Origin of the sequence: Nonomuraea terrae, assembly GCF_004348995.1 — a bacterium.
In the GTDB taxonomy this organism is placed as follows: domain Bacteria; phylum Actinomycetota; class Actinomycetes; order Streptosporangiales; family Streptosporangiaceae; genus Nonomuraea; species Nonomuraea terrae.
In genome coordinates this window covers 1-25,488 of the sequence record NZ_SMKQ01000131.1, presented here as the reverse complement: position 1 = coordinate 25,488, position 25,488 = coordinate 1, and the positions used below count along the sequence as shown (strand labels likewise).

Annotated in this window: 23 protein-coding genes; 12 read left to right on the top strand and 11 right to left on the bottom strand. The window is 71.6% G+C overall.

Annotation, left to right across the window (positions count from 1 at the left end; all coding sequences use genetic code 11):
* The 9 genes from E1286_RS31380 to E1286_RS31340 all read left to right on the top strand — a co-directional run.
* The coding region (locus E1286_RS31380; protein ID WP_223190581.1) for a hypothetical protein at positions 1 to 1,093 on the top strand (1,093 nt) is incomplete at its 5' end.
* A 106-nt stretch (positions 1,094 to 1,199) separates the two neighbouring features.
* Positions 1,200 to 2,234 carry a glycosyltransferase gene (locus E1286_RS31375; protein ID WP_132618163.1) on the top strand — a complete coding sequence of 345 codons (1,035 nt, stop codon included), beginning with the start codon at positions 1,200 to 1,202 and terminating at the stop codon, positions 2,232 to 2,234.
* A 4-nt stretch (positions 2,235 to 2,238) separates the two neighbouring features.
* On the top strand, positions 2,239 to 2,937 hold the full coding sequence (locus E1286_RS31370; RefSeq protein WP_132618162.1) for a class I SAM-dependent methyltransferase: 699 nt from the start codon (positions 2,239 to 2,241) through the stop codon (positions 2,935 to 2,937).
* A gap of 63 nt (positions 2,938 to 3,000) precedes the next feature.
* Complete coding sequence (locus tag E1286_RS31365) at positions 3,001 to 3,687, top strand: polysaccharide deacetylase family protein (protein ID WP_223190580.1); 687 nt, start codon at positions 3,001 to 3,003, stop codon at positions 3,685 to 3,687.
* Positions 3,688 to 4,332: 645 nt separating this feature from the next.
* On the top strand, positions 4,333 to 5,256 hold the full coding sequence (gene ehuB / locus E1286_RS31360) for an ectoine/hydroxyectoine ABC transporter substrate-binding protein EhuB (RefSeq protein WP_132618160.1): 924 nt from the start codon (positions 4,333 to 4,335) through the stop codon (positions 5,254 to 5,256).
* Between the two features lie 7 nt (positions 5,257 to 5,263).
* Entirely contained in the window at positions 5,264 to 5,998 is a 735-nt protein-coding gene (ehuC, locus tag E1286_RS31355; RefSeq protein ID WP_246075380.1) for an ectoine/hydroxyectoine ABC transporter permease subunit EhuC, read from the top strand.
* A complete protein-coding gene (gene ehuD / locus E1286_RS31350; RefSeq protein WP_132618159.1) occupies positions 5,995 to 6,648 on the top strand; it encodes an ectoine/hydroxyectoine ABC transporter permease subunit EhuD in 654 nt (217 codons plus the stop codon). Before ehuC ends, ehuD begins: the two co-directional genes overlap by 4 nt.
* 46 nt (positions 6,649 to 6,694) lie before the next feature.
* Positions 6,695 to 7,456, top strand: coding sequence for an ectoine/hydroxyectoine ABC transporter ATP-binding protein EhuA (ehuA, locus tag E1286_RS31345; RefSeq protein ID WP_132618166.1), 762 nt, complete (start codon positions 6,695 to 6,697; stop codon positions 7,454 to 7,456).
* 124 nt (positions 7,457 to 7,580) lie between these two features.
* Positions 7,581 to 9,212: a hypothetical protein gene (locus E1286_RS31340; protein WP_132618158.1), complete on the top strand. Its 1,632-nt coding sequence runs from the start codon at positions 7,581 to 7,583 to the stop codon at positions 9,210 to 9,212.
* A 4-nt stretch (positions 9,213 to 9,216) separates the two neighbouring features.
* Here E1286_RS31340 and E1286_RS31335 read toward each other — a convergent pair whose 3' ends face one another.
* From E1286_RS31335 to guaA, 4 genes are all read right to left on the bottom strand, one after another.
* A complete protein-coding gene (locus tag E1286_RS31335) occupies positions 9,217 to 9,687 on the bottom strand; it encodes a response regulator (protein WP_132618157.1) in 471 nt (156 codons plus the stop codon).
* The gene (locus E1286_RS31330; RefSeq protein WP_132618156.1) at positions 9,684 to 11,282 is read right to left on the bottom strand and encodes a sensor histidine kinase; all 1,599 of its coding nucleotides are present in this window, start codon (positions 11,280 to 11,282) and stop codon (positions 9,684 to 9,686) included. The genes E1286_RS31335 and E1286_RS31330 overlap by 4 nt, the downstream gene beginning before the upstream one ends.
* Positions 11,279 to 12,457 (bottom strand): PP2C family protein-serine/threonine phosphatase, encoded by a 1,179-nt coding sequence (locus E1286_RS31325; protein ID WP_132618155.1) that lies wholly within the window; start codon positions 12,455 to 12,457, stop codon positions 11,279 to 11,281. The genes E1286_RS31330 and E1286_RS31325 overlap by 4 nt, the downstream gene beginning before the upstream one ends.
* A gap of 145 nt (positions 12,458 to 12,602) precedes the next feature.
* Entirely contained in the window at positions 12,603 to 14,150 is a 1,548-nt protein-coding gene (gene guaA, locus E1286_RS31320; RefSeq protein ID WP_132618154.1) for a glutamine-hydrolyzing GMP synthase, read from the bottom strand.
* Positions 14,151 to 14,248: 98 nt separating this feature from the next.
* Between guaA and E1286_RS31315 the strand changes: the two genes are divergently transcribed.
* Complete coding sequence (locus E1286_RS31315) at positions 14,249 to 15,196, top strand: DUF2207 domain-containing protein (RefSeq protein ID WP_132618153.1); 948 nt, start codon at positions 14,249 to 14,251, stop codon at positions 15,194 to 15,196.
* Between the two features lie 410 nt (positions 15,197 to 15,606).
* On the opposite strand, the gene E1286_RS31305 is transcribed toward E1286_RS31315, so the two are convergent.
* The gene (locus E1286_RS31305) at positions 15,607 to 17,100 is read right to left on the bottom strand and encodes a DUF885 family protein (protein ID WP_132618151.1); all 1,494 of its coding nucleotides are present in this window, start codon (positions 17,098 to 17,100) and stop codon (positions 15,607 to 15,609) included.
* A gap of 97 nt (positions 17,101 to 17,197) precedes the next feature.
* Here E1286_RS31305 and E1286_RS31300 point away from each other — a divergent pair, with 97 nt between their 5' ends.
* Complete coding sequence (locus E1286_RS31300; RefSeq protein ID WP_165969998.1) at positions 17,198 to 17,941, top strand: N-acetyltransferase; 744 nt, start codon at positions 17,198 to 17,200, stop codon at positions 17,939 to 17,941.
* A 93-nt stretch (positions 17,942 to 18,034) separates the two neighbouring features.
* On the opposite strand, the gene E1286_RS51475 is transcribed toward E1286_RS31300, so the two are convergent.
* The 6 genes from E1286_RS51475 to E1286_RS31275 all read right to left on the bottom strand — a co-directional run bounded on the left by E1286_RS51475 (position 18,035) and on the right by E1286_RS31275 (position 24,402).
* Positions 18,035 to 18,562 carry a pyridoxal-phosphate dependent enzyme gene (locus E1286_RS51475; RefSeq protein ID WP_281282790.1) on the bottom strand — a complete coding sequence of 176 codons (528 nt, stop codon included), beginning with the start codon at positions 18,560 to 18,562 and terminating at the stop codon, positions 18,035 to 18,037.
* Positions 18,559 to 19,020 carry a pyridoxal-phosphate dependent enzyme gene (locus E1286_RS51470; protein WP_281282789.1) on the bottom strand — a complete coding sequence of 154 codons (462 nt, stop codon included), beginning with the start codon at positions 19,018 to 19,020 and terminating at the stop codon, positions 18,559 to 18,561. The genes E1286_RS51475 and E1286_RS51470 overlap by 4 nt, the downstream gene beginning before the upstream one ends.
* Before the next feature lie 57 nt (positions 19,021 to 19,077).
* The gene (locus E1286_RS31290; protein WP_132618149.1) at positions 19,078 to 20,583 is read right to left on the bottom strand and encodes a sulfatase family protein; all 1,506 of its coding nucleotides are present in this window, start codon (positions 20,581 to 20,583) and stop codon (positions 19,078 to 19,080) included.
* Positions 20,580 to 21,869 carry an MFS transporter gene (locus tag E1286_RS31285; RefSeq protein WP_223190579.1) on the bottom strand — a complete coding sequence of 430 codons (1,290 nt, stop codon included), beginning with the start codon at positions 21,867 to 21,869 and terminating at the stop codon, positions 20,580 to 20,582. Before E1286_RS31285 ends, E1286_RS31290 begins: the two co-directional genes overlap by 4 nt.
* 91 nt (positions 21,870 to 21,960) lie before the next feature.
* Positions 21,961 to 22,701 (bottom strand): MBL fold metallo-hydrolase, encoded by a 741-nt coding sequence (locus E1286_RS31280; RefSeq protein WP_132618148.1) that lies wholly within the window; start codon positions 22,699 to 22,701, stop codon positions 21,961 to 21,963.
* 21 nt (positions 22,702 to 22,722) lie between these two features.
* Complete coding sequence (locus tag E1286_RS31275; RefSeq protein ID WP_132618147.1) at positions 22,723 to 24,402, bottom strand: FAD-dependent oxidoreductase; 1,680 nt, start codon at positions 24,400 to 24,402, stop codon at positions 22,723 to 22,725.
* 80 nt (positions 24,403 to 24,482) lie between these two features.
* Between E1286_RS31275 and E1286_RS31270 the strand changes: the two genes are divergently transcribed.
* Positions 24,483 to 25,488, top strand: a 1,006-nt coding sequence (locus E1286_RS31270) for a beta-propeller domain-containing protein (protein WP_187368247.1), incomplete at its 3' end; no start/stop codon positions are given.

Below are 25,488 nucleotides of genomic sequence, written 5' to 3'. Positions count from 1 at the left end.
CGTGCTGTTCGGGCGCGGGTCGCAGGGCACGGCTTTCGCGCCGCTCGCGACGATGCGCGACGTGTGGGGAGCGGTTTCGGGCGTAGGGACCGAGGTGCCGCTCACGTCGCTCGTGGTGCTGGCAGGAGCGCACCTGTTCTGCCTGGCCTGCGTGTGGGGCGGGGCGGCGGGGCTAGGCCGGCGGGCGCTGGAGCCGCCGATGCTGCTGGTGCTCGGCGTCGGCGCGGCCGGGATCGGGGCGGCCGTGCTGCTCGGGCATCCGGCGGCCTCGCAGCTCTACTTCCTCGAAGGGGCGCGGCCGTACCTGTCGGTGGCGGCCGTGTGCGGCGTGCTGGCGGCGGCGCGGGTGTCGTGGGCGCGCGCCGCACTGGCGGCGGGCTTCGGGGCGTGCGCGGCCCTGGCCGTGTCGGGGCCGGAGTTCCCCGGTGGGGCGCTGGTGCGGGTGGCGGCGCCGTACGCGGTGCTGGCGCTGGTCGCGGGGGTGGCGCTGGTGTGGCGGCGCGTGTGCGCGGCGGGGCTGGCCGCGCTGCTAGCCGGGTACGCCGTGCCGTCCTCGGCCGTGACGGTGGTCGGGCACGTGCTGCCGCTCGAAGAGGACGAACGCGAGCGGCTGATCCCCAAGGGCGCCCTGGCGGCCGGGCGGTGGTTGCGCGACCACTCCGCGCCCGGCGACGTGGTGGCCACGGACCTGCACTGCCTGCACCCCCGCTGGGTGGCGTGCGACAGCAGGCACTACTGGGTGTCGGCGTTCACCGAGCGACGCGTGCTGGTCGAGGGCTGGGCGTACGCCGAGAGCACGTTGTCGCGCGCCGGGCTGTTCGTGACGCCCTACCTCACGCTGCCGTACGCGGATTCGGCGCGGCTGGCGGCGAACGACGCGGTGTTCCGGGCGCCGACGGCGGAGAACGTCCGGCATCTCACCACGAAATACGGCGTGAAATGGCTCTTTACTGGGATGAATCCGCAGCTGGAGAAAGTCGCCCGGCTTCGGTTTCGCAACGCGACCTCGTCCGTCTACGAACTCGCCCCTGCGAAACTCGACCCGCAGACACTCGCCGCTCAGAAACCCGGCCCTCGGACGCTCGGCCGTTAGGTAAAGGCTCGGCACGCATCAGGGAATGATGCCGGGAAATCGCCCGCGCCGCGCTGGACGCCCCCACCACGATTTTCCCTGGACCCACGAGCAGCCAGGGGAGTCTATGGACACGCGTGCCGCCACGAAACCGAGACCCCGCGTCCGCGCCCCCGCCGCCCGCCTGGCCGGCGTGGACATCGTCATTCCCGTCCTCAACGAGGAACGCGCGCTGCCGGGCTGCGTCAGGACGCTGACGGCGTTCCTCGACGGGTTCCCGCTGCCGTGGCGGGTCACGATCGTGGACAACGGCAGCACCGACGCCACCTGGCCGGTCGCCGCCACGCTGGCCAGGGAGTACGAGCACGTCCACGCCCGCCGTCTGGACGTCCGCGGCCGGGGCGCCGCCCTGCGGGCCGCCTGGCGCGAGAGCCCGGCCGACATCGTGGCGTACATGGACGTCGACCTGTCCACCGATCTCGGCGCCCTGCTCCCGCTGGTCGCCTCGGTGGCGAGCGGCCACTCCGAGCTCGCCATCGGCACCCGGCTGGCGCACGGCGCGCGCACCCGCCGCTCGCTGCGCCGCGAGATCGTCTCCCGCGCCTACAACGTCCTGCTCAGGCACGGCTTCGGCGTACGTTTCAGCGACGCCCAGTGCGGGTTCAAGGCAGCCAGGACCGACGTGGTCAGGCCGCTGATGGACAAGGTCGAGGACGACGCCTGGTTCTTCGACACCGAGCTGCTGCTGCTGGCCGAGCACAACGGGCTGCGCGTGCACGAGGTGCCGGTCGACTGGATCGAGGACGCCGACTCCCGCGTCCGCATCGTCAGGACGGCGCTCGACGACCTGAAGGGGCTGGCCAGGGTCGCCTGGTCGATGGCCACGGGGCGGGCCCGCGTGGCCGTGACGCGCCCGGAGCCGCGCCCCACGCACCCCGACGCGGTGCTCGCCCGGCCGCGGGCGGCAGCGGCGGCGCGGCTCACGTCGTTCGCCGCCGCGGGCCTGCTCTCGGGGGTCCGCGCCGCGGTGCTCTTCGCGCTGCTGACCACGGCGGCGCTGCTCTGGATGCCGCCGGACGCCCGCCGGACGGCGGAGATCGGCGCGGTGGCCGCCGCGTACTGCCTCATCGCCCTGCTCCGCTCCGCTCGTGCGAGGAAATGATCCGATGGACAGCTCTGAGATCCGCCGCCTGGTCGCGCTGGAGGACACCCACTGGTGGTACCGCGAGCGCCGGGCTGTCCTGCGCAGGGAGCTGCGCCGGCTGGGCCGTCCCGGGCGGGCGCTGGACATCGGCGCCGCGGGCGGCGGCAACACCCGGGTCCTGGTCGAGGAGGGCTGGGACGCCACGGCGACCGACTACTGCGAGAGCGCGGTCGAGGTGGCGAGGGAGCGCGGCCTGAGGGCCGTGCGCGCCGACGCGCGAGCGCTGCCGTTCGAGCCGGGGAGCGTGGACCTGGTGACCGCGTTCGACGTGCTGGAGCACATCCGCGAGGACGACCTGGTCACCGCGGAGATCGCCCGCGTGCTCGCGCCCGGCGGGCACGCGCTGATCGCCGTGCCGTGCGACATGGCGCTGTGGTCGGCCCACGACGACGCCGTCGGCCACGTACGCCGCTACGCCCGTGAGTCGCTGACCGTCGTGGTGGAGCAGGCCGGGCTGCGGGTGGAACGGGTGTGGAGCTGGAACGTGCTGCTGCGGCCTGTCGTGGCCCTGCGCCGGCGCCGCTCCCGGGGCAGCGACCTGCAGAGGACGTCTCTCGTGGTCAACGCCGGTCTGTCGGCGATCGTCCGCGCGGAGCGCTATCTCCCGGTGACCTCGCTCAAGGGGGTGACGTTGTTCCTCAAGGCCAGGCTCGCCCGGTGATGTGCCCATACCGAAATGTTCGGGGGCCTTCGGGCGGATGATGTTGGCTCTAGGCTGCTGCCCGTGGTGATTCATGCTCTTCTGGCGGCCTCGCTGGCCCTGACGTCCCTCCCTGCCCAGGCGACCGTGAACGCGCCGAGGTCCGTCGACTGCAGCCGGGTGAAATGCCTGGCCCTGACCTTCGACGACGGGCCGGGAGAGTACACCCCCGCCCTGCTCAAGACGCTCAGGAAGGCCGGCGCCAAGGCGACGTTCTTCCTGGTCGGCGAGCGGGTGGAGAAGAGCCCGAAGGTGGCCAAGGAGATCCTGGCCCAGGGCCACGCGATCGGCAACCACACCTACTCCCACGCCGCCCTGCCCGCGCTGCTCGACTACGAGATCCTCGACGAGCTCAAGGTCAACCAAGAGGTGATCGAGAAGGCGACGGGCCTGCGGCCGAAGATGTACCGCCCGCCCTACGGGCAGACCGACGAGCGCGTGCTGCGCGTGGCCTACCAGGCGGAGCTGGCGGAGATCCTCTGGACGGGCACCACGCTCGACTGGAGCCTGCGCGACACCAAGAAGATCAAGGCCGTCGTGCTCAAGCTGGCCCAGCGTGACGGCGTGATCCTCATGCACGACGTCGTGCCGCAGACGGTGAAGGTCATGCCCGAGATCCTCAAGGAGCTCAAGAAGCAGGGCTACCACCTGGTGACCGTGCCGACGCTGATGCGCGCCAAGGGCCTGAAGGCCGGGACGAGCTACTTCTAGACCGATCCTTCGACGGCGGTTCTGGACGGGTGACCGTCCCGGGCCGCCGTCGGCGTTTCCACGGTGACGCACATCACCTCGAACGAGGCAAACGACTCAGCTGCCCGGCGCGTCAGATCATCAGGGTCACAGGATGACATCAATACCCTGTGATCCACATCACGTAAAACTTGGTCATAACGGATCAGCCGTTATCACGTCGAGATATTCCCGTGACATCCCCGAAATGCTCCTCCAACGCAGGAAGATCCCTCGCTGTGAGCGGCGTATCGCCTGCTCAGCAGGCGATCGAGCCGCGCGGCGCCCGCGGCCGACACGGTTCAGAAGCCTCGAAAACGGACGAACGCGATGCCCTACCCCCGCTTACCGGGCCCTCAAACATCGCAGCCGAAACTCTGTCGAAGAAGGCACCCTGACGGGTTCGCTAGGTTCGGGACACACGTTGGCGAACCGCATCGCCGGCCGACGATCCGCACCCTGATCCCCCGGGAGCGAAGCCGGAGCGGCGAAGCGTGACGCGAGGCCACGGCACCCCCGCCTGGCCTGCTCATCTCGCCCAGAGAGCCGGATGACGGGAGACACCCCCGTCTCTTTGGAGCGCTCTGATGAGCTCAATGACGATATCGGCACGAACGGGAGCAAAGCGTGACGGCCAACCGCTGGACGCGTCGGGATTTCTTCAGGAACTCAGGACTGACCGCGGCGGCCATCGTCGGCGCCCCCGCCCTGCTCGCCGGCTGTAGCCGGGTCGAGGACGCGGGTGCCACGCAGAGCGGTGACCCCCTCGCCGCTCTCAGGGCGGCCGGCACGATCAAGGTCGGCATCGCGAACGAGCAGCCGTACGGCTACCGCGACAGCGGCGGCGAGCTGACCGGCGAGGCCATCGAGGTGGCCCGCGCGATCTTCAAGTCGCTCGGCGTGGACACCATGGAGGGCCAGATCGTCGACTCCTTCGGCTCCCTGATCCCCGGTCTGCAGTCGAGGCAGTACGACTTCATCGCCGCCGGCATGTCCATCACCCCCGAGCGGTGCGCGGAGATCGCCTTCTCCAACCCCGACTACGCCACCTCGAACGCCCTTCTGGTGACCAAGGGCAACCCCAAGAAGCTCACGAAGTTCGAGGACGTCGCGCAGGGCGACGCCACGGTCGGCGTGCTCGAAGGCGCCGTCGAGAAGGGCTACGCGGAGGCCGCCGGCGTCCCCGGCGACCGGATCCAGGTCTTCCCCAACCAGAACGCCGCCTTCAAGGGCATCCTCGCCGGACGGGTGGACGCGATCGCGCTGACCGCCGTGTCGCTGCGCTGGACGCTCCAGCAGCAGTACGCCGACGAGCCGCTGGAGGTGACCGAGTCGTTCGTGCCGGTCGTCGACGGCGAGGAGCAGGTCGGCGCCGGCGGGTTCGGCTTCCGCAAGCAGGACACCGCCCTGCGGGACGCGTTCAACGCCGAGCTGAAGAAGCTGCAGGACGCGAACGGCGTGCTGCCGCTCATCGAGAAGTTCGGGTTCACCGCGACCGAGGTCGAGAAGGCGGCCACGCTCACCGCAGAGCAGCTCTGCGCGGCCTCCTGACGCGAGCATGACGACCATCAACCCGTGCAGCGCCGAGCTGCCCGGCACCCTCGGCGAGGCGATGCCGTTCCTGTGCAGAGGCGCCGTCGTCACACTGCAGAGCACGCTCGGCGGCTCCGTGCTCGCCATCGCCATCGCCCTCGTGGTGGGGCTGATGGCGAGCTCGCGCCTGCGGAGCGTGCGCGGCGTCGCCCGCGTGTACATGGAGTTCTTCCGCGGCACGTCGGTCCTGGTGCAGCTGTTCTGGCTCTTCTACGCGATGCCCATCCTCACGGGCTACCAGTTCGACAAGGTCGCCGCCGGCATCCTGGCACTGGGGCTCAACCTGGGCGCCTACGGCTCGGAAGTGGTGCGCGGCGCGGTGCAGGCGGTTCCCCCCGCCCAGCGGGAGGCCGCCATCGCGCTCAACTTCACGCCGTACCAGCGGATGCGCCACGTCATCCTGCCGCAGGCGTTCGTCGCCATGGTGCCGCCGATGAACAACCTGCTCATCGAGCTGCTCAAGACGACGTCGCTGCTGTCCGTCATCACCGTGGCCGACCTCGCCTACCAAGGCCGGCTGCTGGTCAACTCGGGCAGCGACCAGCTGATCGTCTTCGCGCTGATGCTGGTGATCTACTTCCTGTTCTCGTACCTGATCACGTTGCTGATGAGGTTCGTCGAGGGGCGGGCGGGGCGGTTGGTGGGCCGTGAGCGGCCTCGCCGGCGCCGTTCCGCGCCGGCGGTGGAGGGCGCCCGATGATCTGGGACTGGGACTGGACCCTGCAGATCCTGCCCGACCTGCTCACCCAGGGGCTGCTCGTCACCGTGCAGGCGACGCTCGGCGGCGCGGTGCTCGCGTTCGTGCTGGGCTTGTTCCTGGCGTTGCTGCGCCGGTCGCGCAGGGCGTACATCAGCCGCCCGGTGGGCGCGGTCACCGAGTTCATCCGCAGCACGCCGCTGCTGGTGCAGCTGTTCGTCGTCTACTACGTCCTGCCGGACTTCGGTGTCAGCATGACCGCGCTGACGACGGGCATCATCGGGCTCGGCGTGCACTACGCCTGCTACACCGCCGAGGTGTACCGGGCGGGCATCGACGGTGTGCCGAAGGGCCAGTGGGAGGCGGCGGTCGCCCTCAACCTGCCGCGCCACTGGATCTGGCTGAGCGTCGTCCTCCCGCAGGCCGTACGCCGGTCGCTGCCGGCCCTCGGCAACTACCTGGTCGCGATCTTCAAAGAGTCGCCGCAGCTGTCCGTGATCACCGTCGTCGACGTCATGGGGCTCGCCCGCGAGCTCGGCTCCGAGCGTTTCCGTTACCTGGAGCCGATCACCATCGCCGGTCTGTTCTTCCTGCTCATCGCGATCCCCGCGTCGATCCTCATCCGCCGTATGGAGCGCCGTCTTGACCACTGAAACGCAGCCAGGCAACGCCTCCCCCGCCGAAGCCGATCCGCAGTGGATGATCCGGTTCGACAAGGTCGTCAAACGGTTCGGCGACGTGACCGTCCTGCGTGAGCTGGACTTCCACGTCAGGCCCGGCGAGCGCGTCACCCTGATCGGCCCCAGCGGGTCGGGCAAGACCACCATCCTGCGCCTGCTGATGACCCTCGAACGCGTCACCTCCGGCACCATCGAGGTCGACGGCCAGTACCTGTCCCACATGCGGCGCGGCGACCGGCTCGTGCCCGCCGACGAACGGCACCTGCGCCAGGTCCGCAAGAAGGTCGGCATGGTGTTCCAGCAGTTCAACCTGTTCCCGAACATGAACGTGCTGCGCAACATCACCGAGGCGCCGGTGCGCGCGCTCGGCGTCCCGCGTGACCAGGCGGAGGCGAAGGCCCGCGAGCTGCTGGAGATGGTCGAGCTGGCCGACAAGGCGGACGAGCACCCGTCGCGGCTGTCCGGCGGCCAGCAGCAGCGGGTCGCCATCGCTCGGGCGCTCGCGATGGAGCCCGAGGTGCTGCTGCTCGACGAGGTCACCTCCGCGCTCGACCCCGAGCTCGTCTCCGGCGTGCAGTGCCTGCTGCGCGACATCGCCCAGCAGGGCAACCTGACACTGCTGTGCGTCACCCACGAGATGCGCTTCGCCAGGGACATCTCCGACCGGGTCCTCATGTTCGACCAGGGCCAGATCGTCGAGGAGGGGGATCCCGAGCAGATCTTCACCGAGCCGACACACCAGCGCACCCGGGACTTCCTCCAGGCGGTGCTCGGCGCCTGAGCCTCAAGGGGCCGAAAAGGCGCGCTCACCACCGCGTCTCGCCTCCGCGTCGTTCCCCGCGGGCGCGCGGGCGCTGGGGGAGGATATTTCGCGTACGTCTCCCGTCAGCCCCGGATCGGAATTCATGGCGCGTGACAGCAGGTCGAGGGCGCCCCTCGCCACCTTCCTGATCATCCAGGCGGTGCTCGGATGCTGGTGGGCGGCCTTCTACCCCGGCCTGTTCAGCCGCGACTCCGTCCTCTACCTCAGCCACACCGTGGCCGGCCCGTGGGTGAGCGACCATTCGGTGGTCTACGACGCGCTGCTGTGGCTGAGCTTCACCGGCACGGGAGACCTCGGGGCGGTCACGTTCCTGCAGACCACGGCCATGGCCGGGGCGCTGACGTATCTCGCGCAGTCGTTGAAGGCGCTGGGCGCGCCGCGCCTGCTGACCACCGCGGTGGCCGTGTTGATGCCGCTGGCCCCGCCGGTGGGCGCGTTCACGGTGACGTTGTGGAAGGACGTGCCGTTCACGATCTGCGCGGTGGCGGCCGCGGGAGTGTGCGCGCGCGTCGCGGCGCGGCGGGCCGTGACCGGGCCGGCGCTGCTCGGGCTGGCGGCGTCGCTCGCGGCGCTGGGGTTGTTCCGCGCCAACGGCTTCCTGGTGGCGAGCGTGGCCGTGCTCGGGCTGATGGCGGTCGTCCGTACGGCACGCGTGCGGCTGCTGGTCGCCGGCGGGCTCGCCGCGGCGCTCCCCCTCGTGCTCAGCACCATGGTCTTCCCGCGCTTCGGCATCACCCCGGCCTCGAACACGTACGTCTACCACACGGCCTACGGCGACATCGCGGTCGCCTACCGGGAGCATCCCGAGCTGTTCACCGACCGGGACCGGGCGCTCATGGAGTCGGTGGCCCCGCTCACGCGGTGGCGGGAGGGCGGCACCTGCTACACCGTCAACCCGCTGATCTGGCGGCGCGACTTCAGCTGGACGCAGGCCGACGCGCGCGCCGGCGAGCTGCTGAGCCTGTGGCGGCGGCTGCTGGTGAGCGACCCGGCGACGATAGTCTCCGCGCGGCTGTGCCGAGGGTCGATCGCGTGGCGGCCCGTGCAGGACGAGGCGGCGGTCGGGGGCGGGACGTACCGGTTGTCGCTGCGACCGAACGCCGACACCTACGTCGGGCCTGGCAAGGTGGCGGACTTCCCCGGCCGGTCGGTGTACTCGCTGCGCCCGCTGTCCATGGGGCTGAACGACCTCACCGACCGATGGCTGACCTCCGCCCTCGCCCCCCGCCACGACTGGGCGCTGTGGCGGGGGGCGTCATGGGCGTACCTGTGTTACGTGAGCGTGGCGCTGGCGGCGTGGGCGCTGCGCAACCGGTACGCGCTCGCGGTGGCCGCGGTGGTGGCCGGGCAGCAACTGGCGGTGCTGGCCAACATCTCGGCGCAGGACTTCCGGTACATGGCCGCGCCGATCCTCGTCGGGGTGCTGCTGGTGCCGCTGCTGCTCGGCAGCGTGGCGCGGCTGCTCGCCGAGCTCGTACGGACCCGCGGGCGGCGGCTGCGCGGCACACCGGCACAGCCCGGGACAGCGCAGCCGGAGCCGGTCGTGCCGCTGCTCAGCGAACCCGAGCCGGAGGACGACCCCACCGAGCCGCTCCCCGAGACCGCCGACGAGACCGACGAGCCCACGGAGCCGCTGGAGGAGGACACCGCGCCGATGCCGGTGCCCCCGGAGGCCGTACCCGGCGCGCCCCCTGGCAGGGAGCAGGACGGCTGACCCGTCAGGCGGTGGCGTCCCCGCCGCCGGTCGCGCCGACGCGGCCGGGCAGGCGCACCACCGTGACGAAGAACTCGTCGATCTGCCGGATGACCGTCATGAACCGGTCGAGGTCGACGGGCTTGGTCACGTACGCGTTCGCGAACAGCTTGTAGCTGCGCAGGATGTCCTCCTCCGCCGAGGAGGTCGTCAGGACGACCACGGGGATGGCGCGCAGGTCGGGATCGCCCTTGATCTTCTCCAGCACCTGGCGGCCGTCGTACTTCGGCAGGTTGAGGTCGAGCAGGATGAGATCGGGCCGCGGCGCGCCGGCGTGGGCGCCGCGCTGGTAGACGAAGTCGAGCGCCTCCAGCCCGTCTCTCACCACGTGGAGGTTGTTGCGGATCTTGTTGTCCTCGAACGCCTCGCGGGTGATGAGCTCGTCACCGGGGTCGTCCTCGACCAGCAGGACTTCGATGGGTTGCCCGGTCGTCATGAGCTGTTTCCTTCGTGATCGGTGCCCGCGGCGGCGATCTGCGGCCGCGGCTGGTGGGGGCCGGTCGGCAGGGTGAAGCAGAGGCGCGCGCCGCCGGCGTAGGCGGTGTCGAGCCAGATCCGGCCGCCGTGGTTTTCCACGATCTTCTTGCACATCGCCAGGCCGATGCCGGTGCCGCTGTAGGCCTCGCGGCTGTGCAGGCGCTGGAAGATGACGAAGACCTTGTCGGCGAACTCGGCTTCGATGCCGATGCCGTTGTCCTCGACCGAGAACAGCCAGCCCTCCTCCGCGGGTTCGCAGCCGATGCGGATCACCGGCGCGCGCCCGGGGTCGCGGAACTTGATCGCGTTGCTGACGAGGTTCTGCCAGAGCAGGCCCAGCATGGTGGGATCGCCGACGACGCTGGGCAGCTCGGCGGGGCGTTCGACGCGGGCTCCCGACTCCTCGACGGCGGCCGACAGGTCGTCGATCACCTTCTCCAGCGTCTCGCCCAGGTCGACGGGGCAGCGGTCGTCGTAGACGCGGCCCACCCGGGAGAAGCTCAGCAGGTCGTTGATCAGCACCTGCATGCGGGTGGCGCCGTCGACCGCGAAGCGGATGTACTGGGTGCCGCGTTCGTCGAGAACCTCGCCGTAACGCTTCTCCAGGAGCTGGCAGAAGGTGGCGACCTTGCGCAGCGGCTCCTGCAGGTCGTGGGAGGCCACGTACGCGAACTGCTCCAGCTCGGCGTTCGAACGGCGCAGCTCCACCGCCTGGGCGTCGAGGTCGGCGGCCTGCTCGCGCAGCAGCACCTGCCGGCGATGCGACTCGCCCAGCGCTTCGACGATCTTCAGCCGCATCAGGTCGACGTCTCTGGCGACCTCGCGGATGTCGGCCGGGCCGCGCGCGGGGATGGCGTGGTCGAAGTCGCCGGCGGTGATGTGGCGGGAGGCCGTGCGCAGCTCGTCGAGCGGCCGCCCGACGGCACGGCGCAGCAGCACGGCCATCGCCAGCGCCGCCACGGGGAAGACCACGAGCATGGCGACGAACGCCAGGTTGCGGGTGCGCTCGGCCTGGTCGAGCTGCTCCTGCACCCGCGCGCGCAGATCGGCCAGCCGGTCGTTCTGCCGCTCCAGCAGCGCCCGGATCTCGTCGAACGCCTGCTTGCCCTCCTCCACCGCGCCGGACGACACGGACCCGTCCGCGCGCTCCCGCGTGAGGGGCCCGGCGTAGTCGCTGCGCCACGCCTCGGCACGTGCGCTGATGGCGTCCAGGCCGGCCAGCAGGTCGGGGCGGTCGGAGACGAGGCCGGCCAGCTGCCGGCGGCTGTGCCGTTCGGCCGCCACGCCGTCGTCGTACGGCTGCAGGAGCGACCGATCGCCGGTCAGCAGGAACCCGCGCACCCCGGTCTCCTGGTCGATCAGGGCCTTCTGCAGCTGGGCGGACTCGATGCTGGCCGGGGAGACCCGCGTGGTCAGCTGGTCGGACAGCCGGTTCGTACGGTCGAGCGTGATGGCCCCGATCCCGGCGCAGACCGCGATCAGAATCGTGATGGCCACGAGCACGACCACGAACCAGCCCTGCACCGTCAGCCGCCGCCACCCCCGCTCGCTCATGACCGTGCCTTCCAGCGCAGATGGACCACCGCCAGGTCGTCGGCCGCCGCCTCGGGCGCGGTGACGGACTCGACGTCGGCGAGCAGCGCGTCGAGGAAGCCCTCGCCGTCGAGGTGCGCGTGGCGGCGCGCGAGGTCGAGCAGGCCCTCCTCGCCCAGCCAGCGCGGCGGCTCGCCGGGCAGCCGGCGCTCGAACAGCCCGTCGGTGTACAACGTGATCCCGGCGTCCTCGGGCAGCTCCAGCACGTCCTGGTGCCAGTCGGCCTCGACCGGCAGGCCGAGCGCGAGGCTCTGGCCGGGGTCGGCGAGGGTGACCTGGTCGCCGTCGTGCAGCAGCATGCCGGGATGGCCCGCTCGCCACAGCCTGAGCGTGCGCTGGTCGGGCTCCAGCACCAGTGTGGTCATCGTCACGAAGATCTCCCCACCGGGACGCTCCGCTTCGAGGATGCGTTCGAGCCGGCGCAGCAGGGCCGCGCCGGTCACCCCGCTGAGCACCAGCGCCCGCCAGGCGATGCGCAGGCAGACGCCGAGCGCGGCCTCGTCCGGGCCGTGGCCGCACACGTCGCCGATCACCGCGTGCACGGCCTTGTCGTCGGACTCCACCACGTCGAAGAAGTCGCCGCCGAGCGTGGCCGAGCCCCTGCTCGCGCGGTAGCGGGTGGCCACCTCGATCGGCATGTTCTGCAGCAGCGGCGTCGGCAGCAGGCCGCGCTCCAGGCGGGCGTTCTCCTTCGCGCGCATGCGCTCGGCGTGCAACGCGACAGCCGCCTGCTCGGCCTGCTTGCGCTGCATGGCGTAACGCAGCGACCGGCCCAGCCACTCGGGCTCCACCCGGCCCTTGACCAGGTAGTCCTGCGCGCCCGCGGTCACCGCCGCGAGGCCCGCCTGCTCCTCGGCCAGGCCGGTGAGCACCACCACGGCCGCGTCGCCGGCCTCCTCCAGCACGGTGGACAGCGCGGAGAACTCGTACGCGTCGGGCAGCCCGAGGTCGAGCAGCACGCACTGGGGGCGCAGCCGGTGCAGCGCCCGCCGGGCGGCGTCGACCGAACGCACCCACTCCAGGCGCACCGCGAAACCGCTGTCGGCCAGCAACTCCTCGACGATCAACGCGTCCTGCGGGTCGTCCTCCACGAGCAGCACCAGCGGCTGCCGGCTCTCGTCACTCGCATGAGGCATCCAGGCCCTGCCACCCTTCTAGACCGCGAACGTGAGCACCCAAGTCATCGACACCTTGAATGTCCCATTGCCAACTACGGTCTGAGTTGGCCCAGGGCCAGCCTCCTCTTCCCATCCTCGTTGCCTGTATGCCTGGGGATGACCGTCACTCCCACTCGATGGTGCCCGGCGGCTTGCTGGTCACGTCGAGGACGACGCGGTTGACCTCGCGGACCTCGTTGGTGATGCGGGTCGAGATGTGCGACAGCACGTCGTACGGCACCCGCGACCAGTCGGCGGTCATCGCGTCTTCCGAGGTCACCGGGCGCAGCACCACCGGGTGACCGTACGTGCGGCCGTCTCCCTGCACCCCGACCGAGCGGACGTCGGCGAGCAGGACCACCGGGCACTGCCAGATCTGCCGGTCGAGGCCGGCGCGGGAGAGCTCCTCGCGGGCGATCGCGTCGGCCTCGCGCAGGATGGCCAGGCGCTCGCGGGTGACCTCGCCGACGATGCGGATGCCGAGGCCGGGGCCGGGGAACGGCTGACGCCAGACCATCGCGGGCGGCAGGCCCAGCTCTTCGCCGGCGCGGCGCACCTCGTCCTTGAACAGCGCGCGCAGCGGCTCGACCAGGGTGAACTCGATGTCTTCCGGCAGGCCGCCGACGTTGTGGTGGGACTTGATGTTGGCCGTGCCCGTGCCGCCGCCCGACTCGACCACGTCGGGGTAGAGCGTGCCCTGGACGAGGAACTGCACCGGGCCGTCGGCCATGATGGCGCGCTGCTCGTCCTCGAAGACGCGGATGAACTCGCGCCCGATGATCTTGCGCTTCTCCTCCGGGTCCGAGACGCCCGCGAGGGCCTTCAGGAAGCGCTCCTCGGCGTCGACCACGCGCAGCTTGACGCCCGTGGCGGCCACGAAGTCGCGCTCGACCTGCTCGGCCTCGCCCTTGCGCAGCAGGCCGTGGTCGACGAAGACGCACGTCAGCCGGTCGCCGATGGCCCGCTGGACGATCGCGGCGGCCACCGCGGAGTCGACCCCGCCGGACAGCGCGCAGATCGCGCGGCCGTCGCCCACCTGGCGGCGCACGGCCTCGATGGAGTCTTCGACGATGTTGAGCATCGTCCACGCCGGGCGGCAGCCGGCCACCTCGAGGAAGCGCTTGAGCACCGTCTGGCCGTGCTCGGTGTGGAGCACCTCGGGGTGGAACTGCACGCCGTAGAGACCGCGCTCGGTGTGCTCGAACGCGGCGACCGGCGTCTGACGGGTCGAGGCAGTCACCAGGAAGCCCTCAGGGGCCGCGGCCACGCTGTCGCCGTGGGACATCCAGACCGTCTGGCTCGCCGGCAGGCCGGTGAAGATGACACCCTGGTCGAGCACCTCCAGCGGGGTGCCGCCGTATTCGGCGACCCCCGTGCGGGCCACCTCGCCGCCCAGCGCCTGCGCCATGGCCTGGAAGCCGTAGCAGATGCCGAACGTGGGCACGCCCGTCTCGAACAGCCCCTGCGGCACGACGGGAGCGCCGTCGGCGTAGACGGAGGACGGGCCCCCGGACAGGATGATCGCCTTGGGGTTCTTCGCCATCATCTCCTCGACCGTCATGGACGACGGGACGATCTCGGAGTAGACGTGACACTCACGCACTCGCCTGGCGATAAGTTGCGCGTACTGAGCGCCGAAGTCGACGACCAGCACTGTGTCGAATTCAGACACCGTGAACCCTCCCCAAAGGCGAAATGCGGTAGCCCCAGTCTATCGGCACCGCGTCTCACACCTGGCCCGCCGGGGGCCTGACGTGCTACCACAGAACGATGGATCTTGTCTGGCCGGTGACCGCGTGGGCGCTCTGGTTCGCCGCACTGGCCGCCGCCTTCAAGGTGTCCGGTCGCGACAGAGCCCTCCGGCAGGCACCCGAGTACGCCGTGCCCGCGCCCGTGGCGGAGCTCTTACGCGGCATGCGCCCTCAGGACGTGTTCCACACGACGCTGTTCGACCTCGTCACGCGCGGCTGGATGACGATCGAGGGCGACCGTCTCTCCCTGGCGCCGCCGCCGGAGCGGCCGCTCGTCCCGTACGAGCAGTGGGTGCTGGAACGGGTGCGCGCCCGGATGGCGGGGGCGCGGCGGGCGCCGGTGATCGCGCTCATGCCGGAGGCGGCCGATCTCGACAGGCGTTTCGTGCCCCTCGTCCGGGAGTGCGCCATCGACCTGGGGCTGGCGCGGCGGCGCTGGCAGACCATGATCGTGCCGCTGCTGCTCGCGGTCGCGCTCGTCGTCCCCTGGTACGCCACCGTGAGCCTGTCCGGCATCTCATGGTTGGGAACGATCGCGACGATGGTGTCGTGGCTGGCCGGGATCGGGGTGCTGGTGAGCGGCCGGGGTTTCCTGCTGACCGCGCGCGGCCGGGAGGTCGCCGGCCCTGGCCCGGTGCCGGTGAACCCGCAGCAGGAGTGGATCTTCACGGGCAGCGGCTGGCAGGGCGTCGAGATCGAGCCCGCCGCGCCCTCGCGGGCCCGGGAGCGCTTGGAGGCCGCCGGGCACGTCGTCAAACGCTGGGTGAAGGTCGAGTCGGCCGGCGAGTCGAGCTCACGCACCCGCTACTACGTCGCCCTGCACGACGGCGTCTCGGCGAAGGCCACCGCGTACGAGGTGGGCGCGGGGGTCTACCGCGACGTGCTGCCGGGCGACTCCGTACGGCTGCTGGTCAAGCCGCGCAAGGGGGCGGTGGTGCGGGTGCTGGCGCACGACCGTCACTGGTAGCCGGGCAGGGCCTCGGCCTGCCCGCGCAGCCGGTCGGAGTGGGGGGCCGGCCGGCACAAGGAACCGTTCGTCGTGGATGGCCTTCACCACGAGGTCGGCGATCTCCGACGGCTTCACGCCCTGCTCGGCCGCCTCGCGCGAGTAGAGCTCGTCCTGCGTGGGCCGGGCGAACGAGCCGGCCGGACTCGCCGATGCGCGTCTCGACCGCGCCCGGGCAGGGCGCGGTCAGGCGCGGCTTCGACCCCGTCGTCGCCAGGCCGCCGGACGGGCGGAGCGGCTGAACGCCTGTGGAGGGCCGGTAAGACCAGCCGCAAGTCCGGCACAGCCCGACGAAGCAGGAAGCCCGGGAAGTGCCGTCGCGTGAACGGCGGCACAGGCCGGAATCCCCAGCCGTCAGGCCGGAAAGCACGTCAAAGGATCGCGCCGATCAGGCCCAGCGGGGGCGCGCCGAGGTCGAGCAGCGCCTTGTGGAAGCGCTGCACGGTGAACTCCGCACCCCATTCCTTGCGCGCCTGCTCGCGCAGGTCCTGGATGAGCAGCTTGCCCCAGGTGTAGCGGCCGTAGGTCGGGTCGAACGACGCCCGCCTGGCCTCCGACAACGCCGCCGGGCCCGCCAGGTGGGTGTCGGACTCGAAGCGCCGGGCGCCGTCCTCGACCGTCATCTGGCCGGTGTGCACACCGATCGCGCAGGCCAGCCGGGTGACGCGGATGAGGGCCTCCACCCAGACGCCGATCTCGAAACGCGGGTCGCCGGCCTCGAAGCCCTCCTCGACGCAGAGCTCCTCGGCGTAGTGGGCCCAGCCCTCGATGAACGACATCGACTGCAGCAGCCTGCGGACGTCGGAGGGGGCCCGGCGCAGCGCCCTGGCGTGCGAGAAGTGGCCGGGGGCGACCTCGTGCACGTTGATCGCCGGCAGGGTCGCCCGGCTGAAGACCTCCAGCCACTCCTCCTGCTCGTGCGCCGGCCAGGACCGGTCGGGCGGCGTGACGTGGTACCACGACGGGCCCTCCGGCTCGCCGGGCGCGTTCCACGCCATCATGGCCATCGCCCAGCGGCGCGACTCGGGCGCGGGTCCGACCAGGCACTCGCCGTCGTGGTACGGCACCAGGTCCTTCTCGCGGGTGAACGCGATGGCCTTCTCCGTGCCGACGCGGGCCGCCTCGATCACGCCGTCGGCGTCGGGGTGGTCCTTGACCAGCTCGCGTACGACGTCGAGCGGCGCGCGGTCCTTCTCCCCCAGCTTGGCGCAGGACTCCGCGAGCAGGCCCATGAGGCGGTCGCGCTCGGCGTCGGCGCGCTCGGCCAGCCTGCCGAGGTCGACAGGCAGTCCCTCTGCGGTGCCCATCAGCGTGGCCAGCGCCTGGCCGCCGAGCGCGGCGTCGGGGTCGCCCTCGGTCGTGGCGCGCTCGACGTGCGCGACCAACCGGGCGTGCGCCTTCAGCGCGGTCTCGTCGGTGACGCCGGCCGCCAGGCCCTTGACCGCGCCGATCAGGGACCGCGCGACCGGGGCGGGCACCTGGTCGAGCGCGGCGACGGCCTGGTCGACGGCCTCGGGCCAGCGGGCGAGGTGGGCGGCCTTGGCCGCGGCGCGCTCCTCGGCCGGGGCGTAGCCGCGGTCGTAGCAGGCGAGGTCGAGGTTGGACAGGTGGATCAGGGGGTTCTTGCGGTGCAGTTCGAGCTCGCCGTACTCGTAGCGCAGACTCGCCTCGAACACCTGGAGGTGCCTGGCGTCGTGCGGGTCTGCGGGCAGGTCGCCCTCGCCGAGCCGGGCCAGCCCGGCGCGTACGCCGTCGGGCGACAGGTCCTGGATCTCGCCGTCGTACTCGTGCCTGCCCGCTCCTTCGCGCGCCTCGGCCACGCCCAGGTCGAGGATGGCTCGCAGCCTGGCGTCAAGTTCTGTCATGCCGCCGACGCTAGCGCACCGGATGTCGACCTTTAAGTCTCGAAATTTGCCGATAAATGCGGCTCTTTCTGGGCGGGGGGCGGGCAGGATGATCCACATGGCCCTCCAGATCACGACGCTCGCCGAGCGCCCCGGCTTCGCGCCCGCGTTATGGGACATGGACCACACGTGGCACGAGTTCGTGCTGAACGACCCCGTGGCCGACCTGTTCTACGCGATCGCCACCACGACGTACGCCGACTACGTGCTGGTCGCCGACGACGACGCCGAACCCGGGCGGATGGTCGCGCGGGCCTGCATGATGCCGTACGTGGTGAAGGGCGACGAGCTGCCCGACGACGGGTGGGACGCGGTGATCCGCTCCGGTTGGCTGGCCCGCGAGCGCGGCGACAAGCCGGACGCGATCTCCGCGCTGGAGATCACCGTCCGCCGCGACCTGCTCGGCACCGGGCTGTCCGGACGAATGCTGGCCGCCATGCGACGGCATGCCGCGGGGCTCGGATTCCGCGAGCTGGTCGCCCCCGTACGCCCCAACGGCAAGCACCTCGAACCGCACACCCCCATGGCGGAGTACGCCTGGCGTACCCGCGAGGACGGCCTGCCGCACGACGCCTGGCTACGGGTGCACGTGCGGGCGGGCGGCAAGATCGTCAAGGTGGCGCCGCGGTCGATGACGGTGTCGGGCACGCTGGACGAGTGGCGCGCGTGGACGGGCCTGCCGTTCGACCGCACGGGCCCGATCGAGGTGCCGGGCGCGCTCACCCCTGTGCACAGCGACGTGACGCACGACCACGCCGTCTACGTGGAACCGAACGTCTGGGTCAGCCACGACCTGACCTGACACGCGGGCCGCGGACGTCGCCGCGCCCGCCTCGACGTCTCCTCCGCACGGGGCGGTCCTCCTCGGCCACGCCGACGGGGACGCGTGCGTCGCTCAGCCGCCCACCGGGCCGAACACCTCGCGCAGGCGGCTCGTGTGCCGGGCCGGGTCGAGGCCGCGTTCGGTCGCCCAGGCGTCGGCGTGGACCGTGGTGAGGTGCCGGTCGGCCGCGTCGCCGATCAGTGACACCACCGTGCCCGTCTCTCCCCTGGCCCGCATGCGGTCGATCAGCTCCAGCGTCGCCCAGAGCGCGGTGCCCGAGGAGCCGCCCACCGGCAGGCCGGTGACCTCCCTGAGGCGCCGGGCCGCCGCCACGCTCGCCGCGTCGGGCACCGGGACCACCAGGTCGACGAGGTCGCCGCGGAACCCGGGCTCGACACGCGGGCGGCCGGCGCCCTCGATCCGGGACGGCATCCCGGTGGCGTAGTCGGGCACGTCCAGCGTCCAGCCGGGGAAATACGCCGAATTTTCGGGATCGGCCACCACCACTCGGCACCGCACCTCGTGGGTGCGGATCCACTGACCGAGGGTGGCCGAGGTCGCGCCGGTGCCGGCGCCCGTGACGACGTAGTCGGGGGTCACCTGGCCGAAGAGCTCGTCCGCCAGGTCATGCGCGGTCGCCGGCCGAACTGGTCGAGGAAGTGGCCCTCGACGCGCCGGGCCGCGTCGTAGATCGCCAGGGGCGGCGTGACGAACCGGCACTCGCCGCCCAGCGACTCGACCGGCCGGGCCCGCTGCTCGCTGCGCCCGCCCGGCATGACCACGACGTACCGCAGCCCCAGCCGGCGCGCGAACCACGCCTGGGCGATCGCCGCGTTGCCGCCCGTCGCCTCCACCACGGTCGTGCCCTCGCCGACCAGCCCGTCGAGGATCGCCTGCCGGAAGAGCGCCCTGGCGTGCCGGTGGCGCAGGCTGCCGGTCGGGTGCTTGGACTCGTCTTTCAGCAGCAGCCTGATCCCGGGCGCGCGCACCGGGACGTCGATCAGCGGCGTGGGCGTGCCTGCCGCCAGCACGCCGAGAGCCCGCTCCGTCCACATCATGCCGGCCGGCCTGGCACGAGGGGGCGGGCCAGCCCGTCGCCGTTCACCACGAGCCGATCACGCGATCGCGATGCGCGGCATCCACATCGGCTCCTTCGCCAGCTCGGCCCACAGGCAGCGCAGCAGCAGGCGGCTCCTGAGGCCGGCGTGCTCGGGGGCGTCCCAGAGGTTGCGGAGCTCGCCCGGGTCCTCCTGGAGGTCGAAGAGCTCGCCGTACTCCTGGCCCTGGTAGACGGTGATCTTGTATCGGTCGTCCACGTACGTCCTGAGGTTGAGCGTGGTCGGCTGGTGGTGGAACTCCACGAGCGTGTGGTCCCGCGCGGCCGGCCGGACGCCCTCCCACACGGCGTGCTGGTCCACCCCGGTCATGAACCCGGGGACGGGCTCGCCGAGGAAGCCGAGGAACGTGGGCGTGAGGTCGGCGGTGGACTGGATCGCGTCGCTGACCCGCCCCGCGGGCACCCGTCCCGGATACCGGACGACGAGCGGCACCCTGATCAGGTCCTCGTAGTGGAAAGGCCCCTTGGCCTGCAGCCCGTGCTGGCCGAAGAAGTGCCCGTGGTCGGTGGTGAACACCACGATCGTGTCGTCGGCGAGGCCGAGGGCCTCCAGTCGGTCGAGGATGCGCCCGACGTACTTGTCGAGCAGGCTGACCATGCCGTAATAGGTGGCCACGAGCTTCCCGCGGTCGGCCTCACTACGCCGATGCGAGTGGAAGCCGTGGGTGATCTGGCCCGACTCGGGCGGGCCGAAGTCGGGATCCTCCAGCTGCGTCATGCGGAAATGCGGCGGGTTGCGATCGTGTTCGCCCGGCGCCGCTTCCGGGATGGCGAGCCGGTCCGGGTCGTACATGGTGTCCCACGGCTCCGGCGCGAGATACGGCGGGTGCGGGTCGAAGAAGCTCGCCCACAGGAAGAACGGCTCCTCCGCCGCCGCGTACTCGTCGAGCAGCCGGTTGCTCCGCTCGGCGATCCAGGCGTTGTAGTGGAACTCCTCCGGGATCGACCAGGTGAACTCAGCGGCGGGGTCCATGGTCCCCGTCGGCGGCAGGAAGTGCTCGCGCCACCCGGTGAAGCCGCGTTCCTCCATCCACAGCGCGTAGTGCTGGCCGACATGCGACTCGTTGGTGTGGTTGCGCGCCAGCTCGACGTGCTGGAAGCCGTAGTAGGGGCCGTGGAAGCGCTTCCAGAACGCGAGGTCCTGCAGCAGCGGGTACGCCTCCAGCGACCGGTACCGCTCGGTGCTCGCCAGCGGCTGGAAGTGCGCCTTGCCCACCAGGGCGGTGCGGTAGCCGAGGCCCTGGAGCCGGTCGCCGACGGTCGGCGCCGACTCGGGCAGGCTGGTGCCCAGGCTCCAGGCGCCGTGCTGGCTGGGGAACTGCCCGGTGATCATCGACGCGCGCGTCGGGGTGCAGGTGGGGTTCGGGCAGTACGCCCGGGTGAACCGGGTCCCCTCGGCCGCCAGCCGGTCCAGGTTCGGCGTGCTGATCTCCGGGTTGACCACGCCGAGGGTGGTCCAGTGCTGCTGGTCGCTGGTGATCAACAGGATGTTGGGCCTGCTCAAGCCTGGCTCCTTTGCTGTGGCTGCTGGGGCGGCACGCCGGAGCGCTCCGCCTCGATCTCCTCGAGCGGTCTGCCGGCGGTGTCCGGCATGAAGAAGAACCCGACCACGCCCGAGATCGCCACGAACACGGTCAGCGCCGTCGCGACGCCGGTGATCCCGCCACTTGCGATGACGGGGACGACGAAGCTCCACAGTCCGAGCAGGACGCGCGAGACGCCGAACGTGAGGCCCTGCGCGGTGCCGCGCAACATCGTCGGGAACAACTCCTGGCTGAAGGTCTTGTAGCTCAGCTCGCCGGCCAGCTTGGAGCTGATGGCCCACAGGACGATGCTGAGCTGCGCCGCGATCAGGCCGTACGGGGTGATCAGGAACATCCCGTACGAGACGACCCCCAGCACCGCGCCGATGCCCATCATCCACTTGCGCGCGGAGGTGCCGCGGTCGATGAACCGCATGACGACCAGCAGCGTCGGCACGCCGAAGAGCAGCCCGATCAGCGTGGTCAGGATGCTCACGTCCCGCCCGCCCGCGCCGAGCGTCTCCACCAGGTAGGGCGTGAACGACCCGATCGTGCCGGCGGCCAGGTTCCAGAACGTGTAGAAGATCCCGGTGTAGGCGAGCGCCCGCAGGTTCGGCCCGCTGAGCAGCGCGCGCACCCGCCTGGCCGAGGTGACGGCGGTCTCGGCGGCCGTACGCCACACGGCCGACTCGGCCATCCCGCGGCGCATCGCCCACGTGATCAACGCCGCGAGCACGAGGTGCAGGAAGACGATGCGCACCCCGAGCAGCCCGAGGGGATCGAGCAGGTACGCCAGGAGGAGCACCACGGAGGGGCCGAGCACCCAGGCGATCTGCGTGAGCCCGAGCAGCTTGCCCCTGGCCTTGGCCGGGGCCAGCTCACCGACGAGCGCGAGCGAGGTCGGCACGTCGGCGCCGACGGCGAGACCGGCGACGAACGTGCCGATCATCAGCATCGGCGGATTGACCGCCAGCGCCACGCAGAGCATGCCGGCGGCGAAGACGAGCAGGTCCCATTTGTAGATGCGTTTGCGGCCGAGCTTGTCGCCCAGCCGGCCGCCGACGAAGGCCCCGATGCCGCAGCCGATGGCGTTCGGGCCGAGCGCGGCCAGCAGGCCGACCATGCTCTGGCTCAGCCCGAACTCCTCACGGAAGAGCGTCAGGCCGGTGCTCACCGCGGAGATGGAACCCGCGTCGAGGTAGGACGCCATGCCGGCGAGCGCCGTCCACTTCCATTGCTGACGGGTGACCGCAGGGGGACTGGCCATGGGCGCTCCGGGGGAGGGAAGTGATCAAACAGTTTTCCGCGCACTGCCCCATTTCTCGACACATCACGAAAGAACCAAACATCGGTTTTTGTCAGGACAAGTGGGTGCTCTCCCCGGGGGCCAGGAGCCGGAGGCGGTCGCCGAAGCCGGCGAAGGACCTCTCCACCGTGTCCCTGCCCTGGGTGAAGTGCGCCCAGTGCTCGAAGTGCAGCGGCACCACGTACCTGGCCTGAAGGATCCCTGCGGCGGTGACCGCGTCCTCGCTCGTCAGCGTCAGGAAGCCGTCGACCAGCGGCGTCCTCGCCCCTCCCGCGAACAGCACGGCCACGTCCACCGGCCCGAACCGCGCCGCCACCGCGCGTACGACGTCGAGGGAGGCGTTGTCACCGCTCACGTACACCGTCGGCAGGCCCTCTCCCGAGAGCACGAACCCGGTCACCTCGCCCACGAGATGCTCAGTGCCGTCGGGCCCGTGCTGGGCGGGCACGCCGGTCACCCGTACGGCGCCGACCTCGACGGACTCGCCGGCGGGCAGGGCCCGCACCGGCTCGCCGATGCGCTCGGCCGCCGAGCGGGTGGACAGCACCAGCGGCACGGACGCCAGGTACGCCCGCCCGGCGCGGTCGAGGTTGTCGGGGTGCTGGTCGTGCGAGAGCAGCACGGCGTCGACCGGCCCTGCCTCGTCCGGCCCGAACGCGGGCCCCGCGGTCTTGGACAGCGCCCTGTCACCGATCGGGTAGTCGCCGGGCGCGTCGAACGTCGGGTCGGTCAACAGCCGCACCCCGCCGATCTCCAGGACCGCCGTGGGGCCGCCCACGTAACGAATCTCCATGTGCGGCACGATATCCACCGGTCACCGCAGCGCGGCGGGCGCCTCCTCGGGCACGGCGGGGCTGCGCGGTACGATCCGCGCCAGCCGTACGTACGGCGAGCCGAGAGCGGGGCGCGGGTCCGGGTCACCCGCGTTGGGCCAGAACGCCATCGCCCGCTCCGCCTGCGCGGTGATGGTCAGCGACGGGTTCACGCCCAGGTTCGCCGACACGGCGGAGCCGTCCACGACGTGCAGGCCCTCGTGGCCGTACACGCGGTGGTAGGGGTCGATCACGCCGGTCTCCGGTGAGTCTCCGATGGCGCAGCCGCCGAGGAAGTGGGCCGTGGCCGGGATGTCGAACAGGTCGAGCCACGACCCCATGGCCGTGCCGCCGATCAGCTCCGCCCCGTGACGCACGGCCTCGTGCGCGGCGGGGATCCAGGTGGGGTTGGGCTCGCCGTGACCGCGCGAGGCCCGCAGCCCCCAGCGGGTGCGGCGTACCGTGATCGCGTTGTCCTTGGCCTGCATGACCAGGGCGATCAGGCTCCGCTCCGACCAGCGGCGCAGGTCCAGGACCCGAAGCGCCCGCAGGCGCTGCCGGGCCAGCTCGCGGGCGAACCCGCGCAGGCGCGACCCGCCGCCGTCGACCAGCAGGGTGCGCAGCAGGCCCATCGCGTTGGAGCCGTCGCCGTAGCGGACGGGCTCGACGTGGGTCTCGGCGTCCGGGTGGAAGGAGGAAGTGATCGCCAGGCCGGCGTTGAGCTTGTCGCCGCCGACCGAGGAGCGTTCGAAGCCGACCAGGGCCTCGGAATTGGTCCGGGTCAGCGCGCCCAGGCGGGGCGACAGGCGGGGCAGGGTGCCGTCGTCGCGCAGCTTGTGCAGCAGCCGCTGGGTGCCGTACGTGCCGGCCGCGAAGATCACCTGCGCGGCGGTGAACGTACGGCGCCGGTGCGGGGATCCGGTCTTGCCGGCGATCACCTGGTAGCCGCCGGACGGCAGGGGACGCACCGTGGTGACCGTGCACTCGGCGTAGACCTGGGCGCCCGCCCGCTCGGCGAGGTGGAGGTAGTTCTCGGTGAGCATGTTCTTCGCGCCGTACCGGCAGCCGGTCATGCAGGCGCCGCATTCGACGCAGCCGCTCCGGGCCGGGCCGGCGCCCCCGAAGTACGGGTCGACGCCGTCCTCGCCGAAGTAGACACCCACGGGCGCCAGGCGGAACGTCTCGGCCACTCCCATGCGCGCCGCGATCTCCCGCATGATCTCGTCGGCCCGGGTGAAGGTCGGGTTGACGACCGCGCCCAGCATGCGCCTGGCCTGGTCGTAGTGGGGCGCGAGCTCGGCCTTCCAGTCGGTGACGCCGGGCCACTGGGGATCGGCGAAGAACGGGTCGAGCGGCTCGTAGAGCGTGTTGGCGTACACGAGGGAGCCGCCGCCGACCCCGGCGCCGGCCAGCACCATGACACGGGTGCCGCGCTCGCCGCGCAGCACGTGGATGCGCTGGATGCCCTTCAGCCCGAGCCCCGGCGCCCACAGGAAGTCGCGCAGCCGCCACGACGTGGCGGGCAGCGTGGCGGCGTCGAAGCGGCGGCCCGCCTCCAGCACGCCGACCCGGTACCCCTTCTCGGCCAGCCGGAGCGCGGCGACGCTCCCGCCGAACCCCGATCCGACGACGATCACGTCGAAGCCCGTCGCGGGCCGCTTGGCGCTGCCGGGAGTGGACATAGGACCAGGATCATCCCATGGCATCCCGCCTCGGTCACCGGGGAGGTGAACCATCCGGAGCGCGCAGCCGTCATGGGGGCATGAAGACCCCCATCCGCGCGGCCGTGTCCGCCGTGGCGCTGGCGACGGCGGTGGCCGGCTGCACCTCTTCGACGGGCGGCGCGAGCCCGCCGGCGTCCCCGCTCGGCGCCGTCCGCCTGGTGGCCTACGACAGCTGCGACGAGCTGCTCGCGGGCCTGCGCGAGCGGGCGGCCCGCAACGTCGGCGCGTACGGGTTCGGCGGCGTCATGCCCCTTTCCCCGGTGGCCGCGCGGGCGGACGCCGCCGCGGAGAGCAAGGCGTACTCCGGCGCGCCCGAGCACTCCACGACCAACGTGCACGAGGAGGGCGTGGACGAGCCCGACATGGTCAAGACCGACGGCGACCGGGTCCTCACGGTCACCGACGGCACCCTGCGGGTCATCGACACGGCCACCAGGAAGGTCACCTCCTCGCTCAAGCTGACCGAGGGCGACGCGCCCGGCGTCCCCGGGGACCTGCTGGTGTCGGGCGACCGCGCGCTGGTGCTGCTGCGCGGCGGGGACATCATGTACAAGTCCGTGGACGCCATGCCGCCCGGCGACACCCGGTACGTGCTGGTCGACCTGGCCGGGACACCGAAGGTGCTGAACACGGTCAGGACCGGCGACTCGTACGTGGACGCCAGGATGGTGGGCTCCACGGTCCGCCTCGTCACCCGCGGCCGGCCCGCCATCACCTTCCCCGACCCCGGCCCCGACGCCACGGAGGCCGAGCGGATCAAGCAGAACCAGGACGCGGTACGCCGGGCCCCGGCCGAGGCGTGGCTGCCGACGGTCGAGATCGCGGACGCGACCGGCGCGGCCAGGAAGGAGTCGGTGCCGTGCGAGCGGGTGAGCCACCCGGCCGACTACACCGGCACGTCGATGCTGACCGTGCACACCATCGACCTGGCCAGGGGCCTCACGGACACGGGCACCGACCCGATCGCCCTGGCCGCCGACGGCGACATCGTCTACGGCACCGGCCGCAGCCTGTACGTGGCCAGCAACCCGCGCTGGTGGCTCC

What these genes read in the sequence shown, in the direction of transcription:
- E1286_RS31375 (WP_132618163.1), top strand. Translation starts at nt 1,200, where the DNA reads ATGGACACGCGTGCCGCCACGAAACCGAGACCCCGCGTCCGCGCCCCC.
- E1286_RS31370 (WP_132618162.1), top strand. Translation starts at nt 2,239, where the DNA reads ATGGACAGCTCTGAGATCCGCCGCCTGGTCGCGCTGGAGGACACCCAC.
- ehuC (WP_246075380.1), top strand. Translation starts at nt 5,264, where the DNA reads ATGACGACCATCAACCCGTGCAGCGCCGAGCTGCCCGGCACCCTCGGC.
- ehuD (WP_132618159.1), top strand. Translation starts at nt 5,995, where the DNA reads ATGATCTGGGACTGGGACTGGACCCTGCAGATCCTGCCCGACCTGCTC.
- ehuA (WP_132618166.1), top strand. Translation starts at nt 6,695, where the DNA reads ATGATCCGGTTCGACAAGGTCGTCAAACGGTTCGGCGACGTGACCGTC.
- E1286_RS31340 (WP_132618158.1), top strand. Translation starts at nt 7,581, where the DNA reads ATGGCGCGTGACAGCAGGTCGAGGGCGCCCCTCGCCACCTTCCTGATC.
- E1286_RS31335 (WP_132618157.1), bottom strand. Translation starts at nt 9,687, where the DNA reads ATGACGACCGGGCAACCCATCGAAGTCCTGCTGGTCGAGGACGACCCC.
- E1286_RS31330 (WP_132618156.1), bottom strand. Translation starts at nt 11,282, where the DNA reads ATGAGCGAGCGGGGGTGGCGGCGGCTGACGGTGCAGGGCTGGTTCGTG.
- E1286_RS31325 (WP_132618155.1), bottom strand. Translation starts at nt 12,457, where the DNA reads ATGCCTCATGCGAGTGACGAGAGCCGGCAGCCGCTGGTGCTGCTCGTG.
- E1286_RS31315 (WP_132618153.1), top strand. Translation starts at nt 14,249, where the DNA reads ATGGATCTTGTCTGGCCGGTGACCGCGTGGGCGCTCTGGTTCGCCGCA.
- E1286_RS31305 (WP_132618151.1), bottom strand. Translation starts at nt 17,100, where the DNA reads ATGACAGAACTTGACGCCAGGCTGCGAGCCATCCTCGACCTGGGCGTG.
- E1286_RS31300 (WP_165969998.1), top strand. Translation starts at nt 17,198, where the DNA reads ATGGCCCTCCAGATCACGACGCTCGCCGAGCGCCCCGGCTTCGCGCCC.
- E1286_RS51470 (WP_281282789.1), bottom strand. Translation starts at nt 19,020, where the DNA reads ATGATGTGGACGGAGCGGGCTCTCGGCGTGCTGGCGGCAGGCACGCCC.
- E1286_RS31285 (WP_223190579.1), bottom strand. Translation starts at nt 21,869, where the DNA reads ATGGCCAGTCCCCCTGCGGTCACCCGTCAGCAATGGAAGTGGACGGCG.
- E1286_RS31280 (WP_132618148.1), bottom strand. Translation starts at nt 22,701, where the DNA reads ATGGAGATTCGTTACGTGGGCGGCCCCACGGCGGTCCTGGAGATCGGC.
- E1286_RS31275 (WP_132618147.1), bottom strand. Translation starts at nt 24,402, where the DNA reads ATGTCCACTCCCGGCAGCGCCAAGCGGCCCGCGACGGGCTTCGACGTG.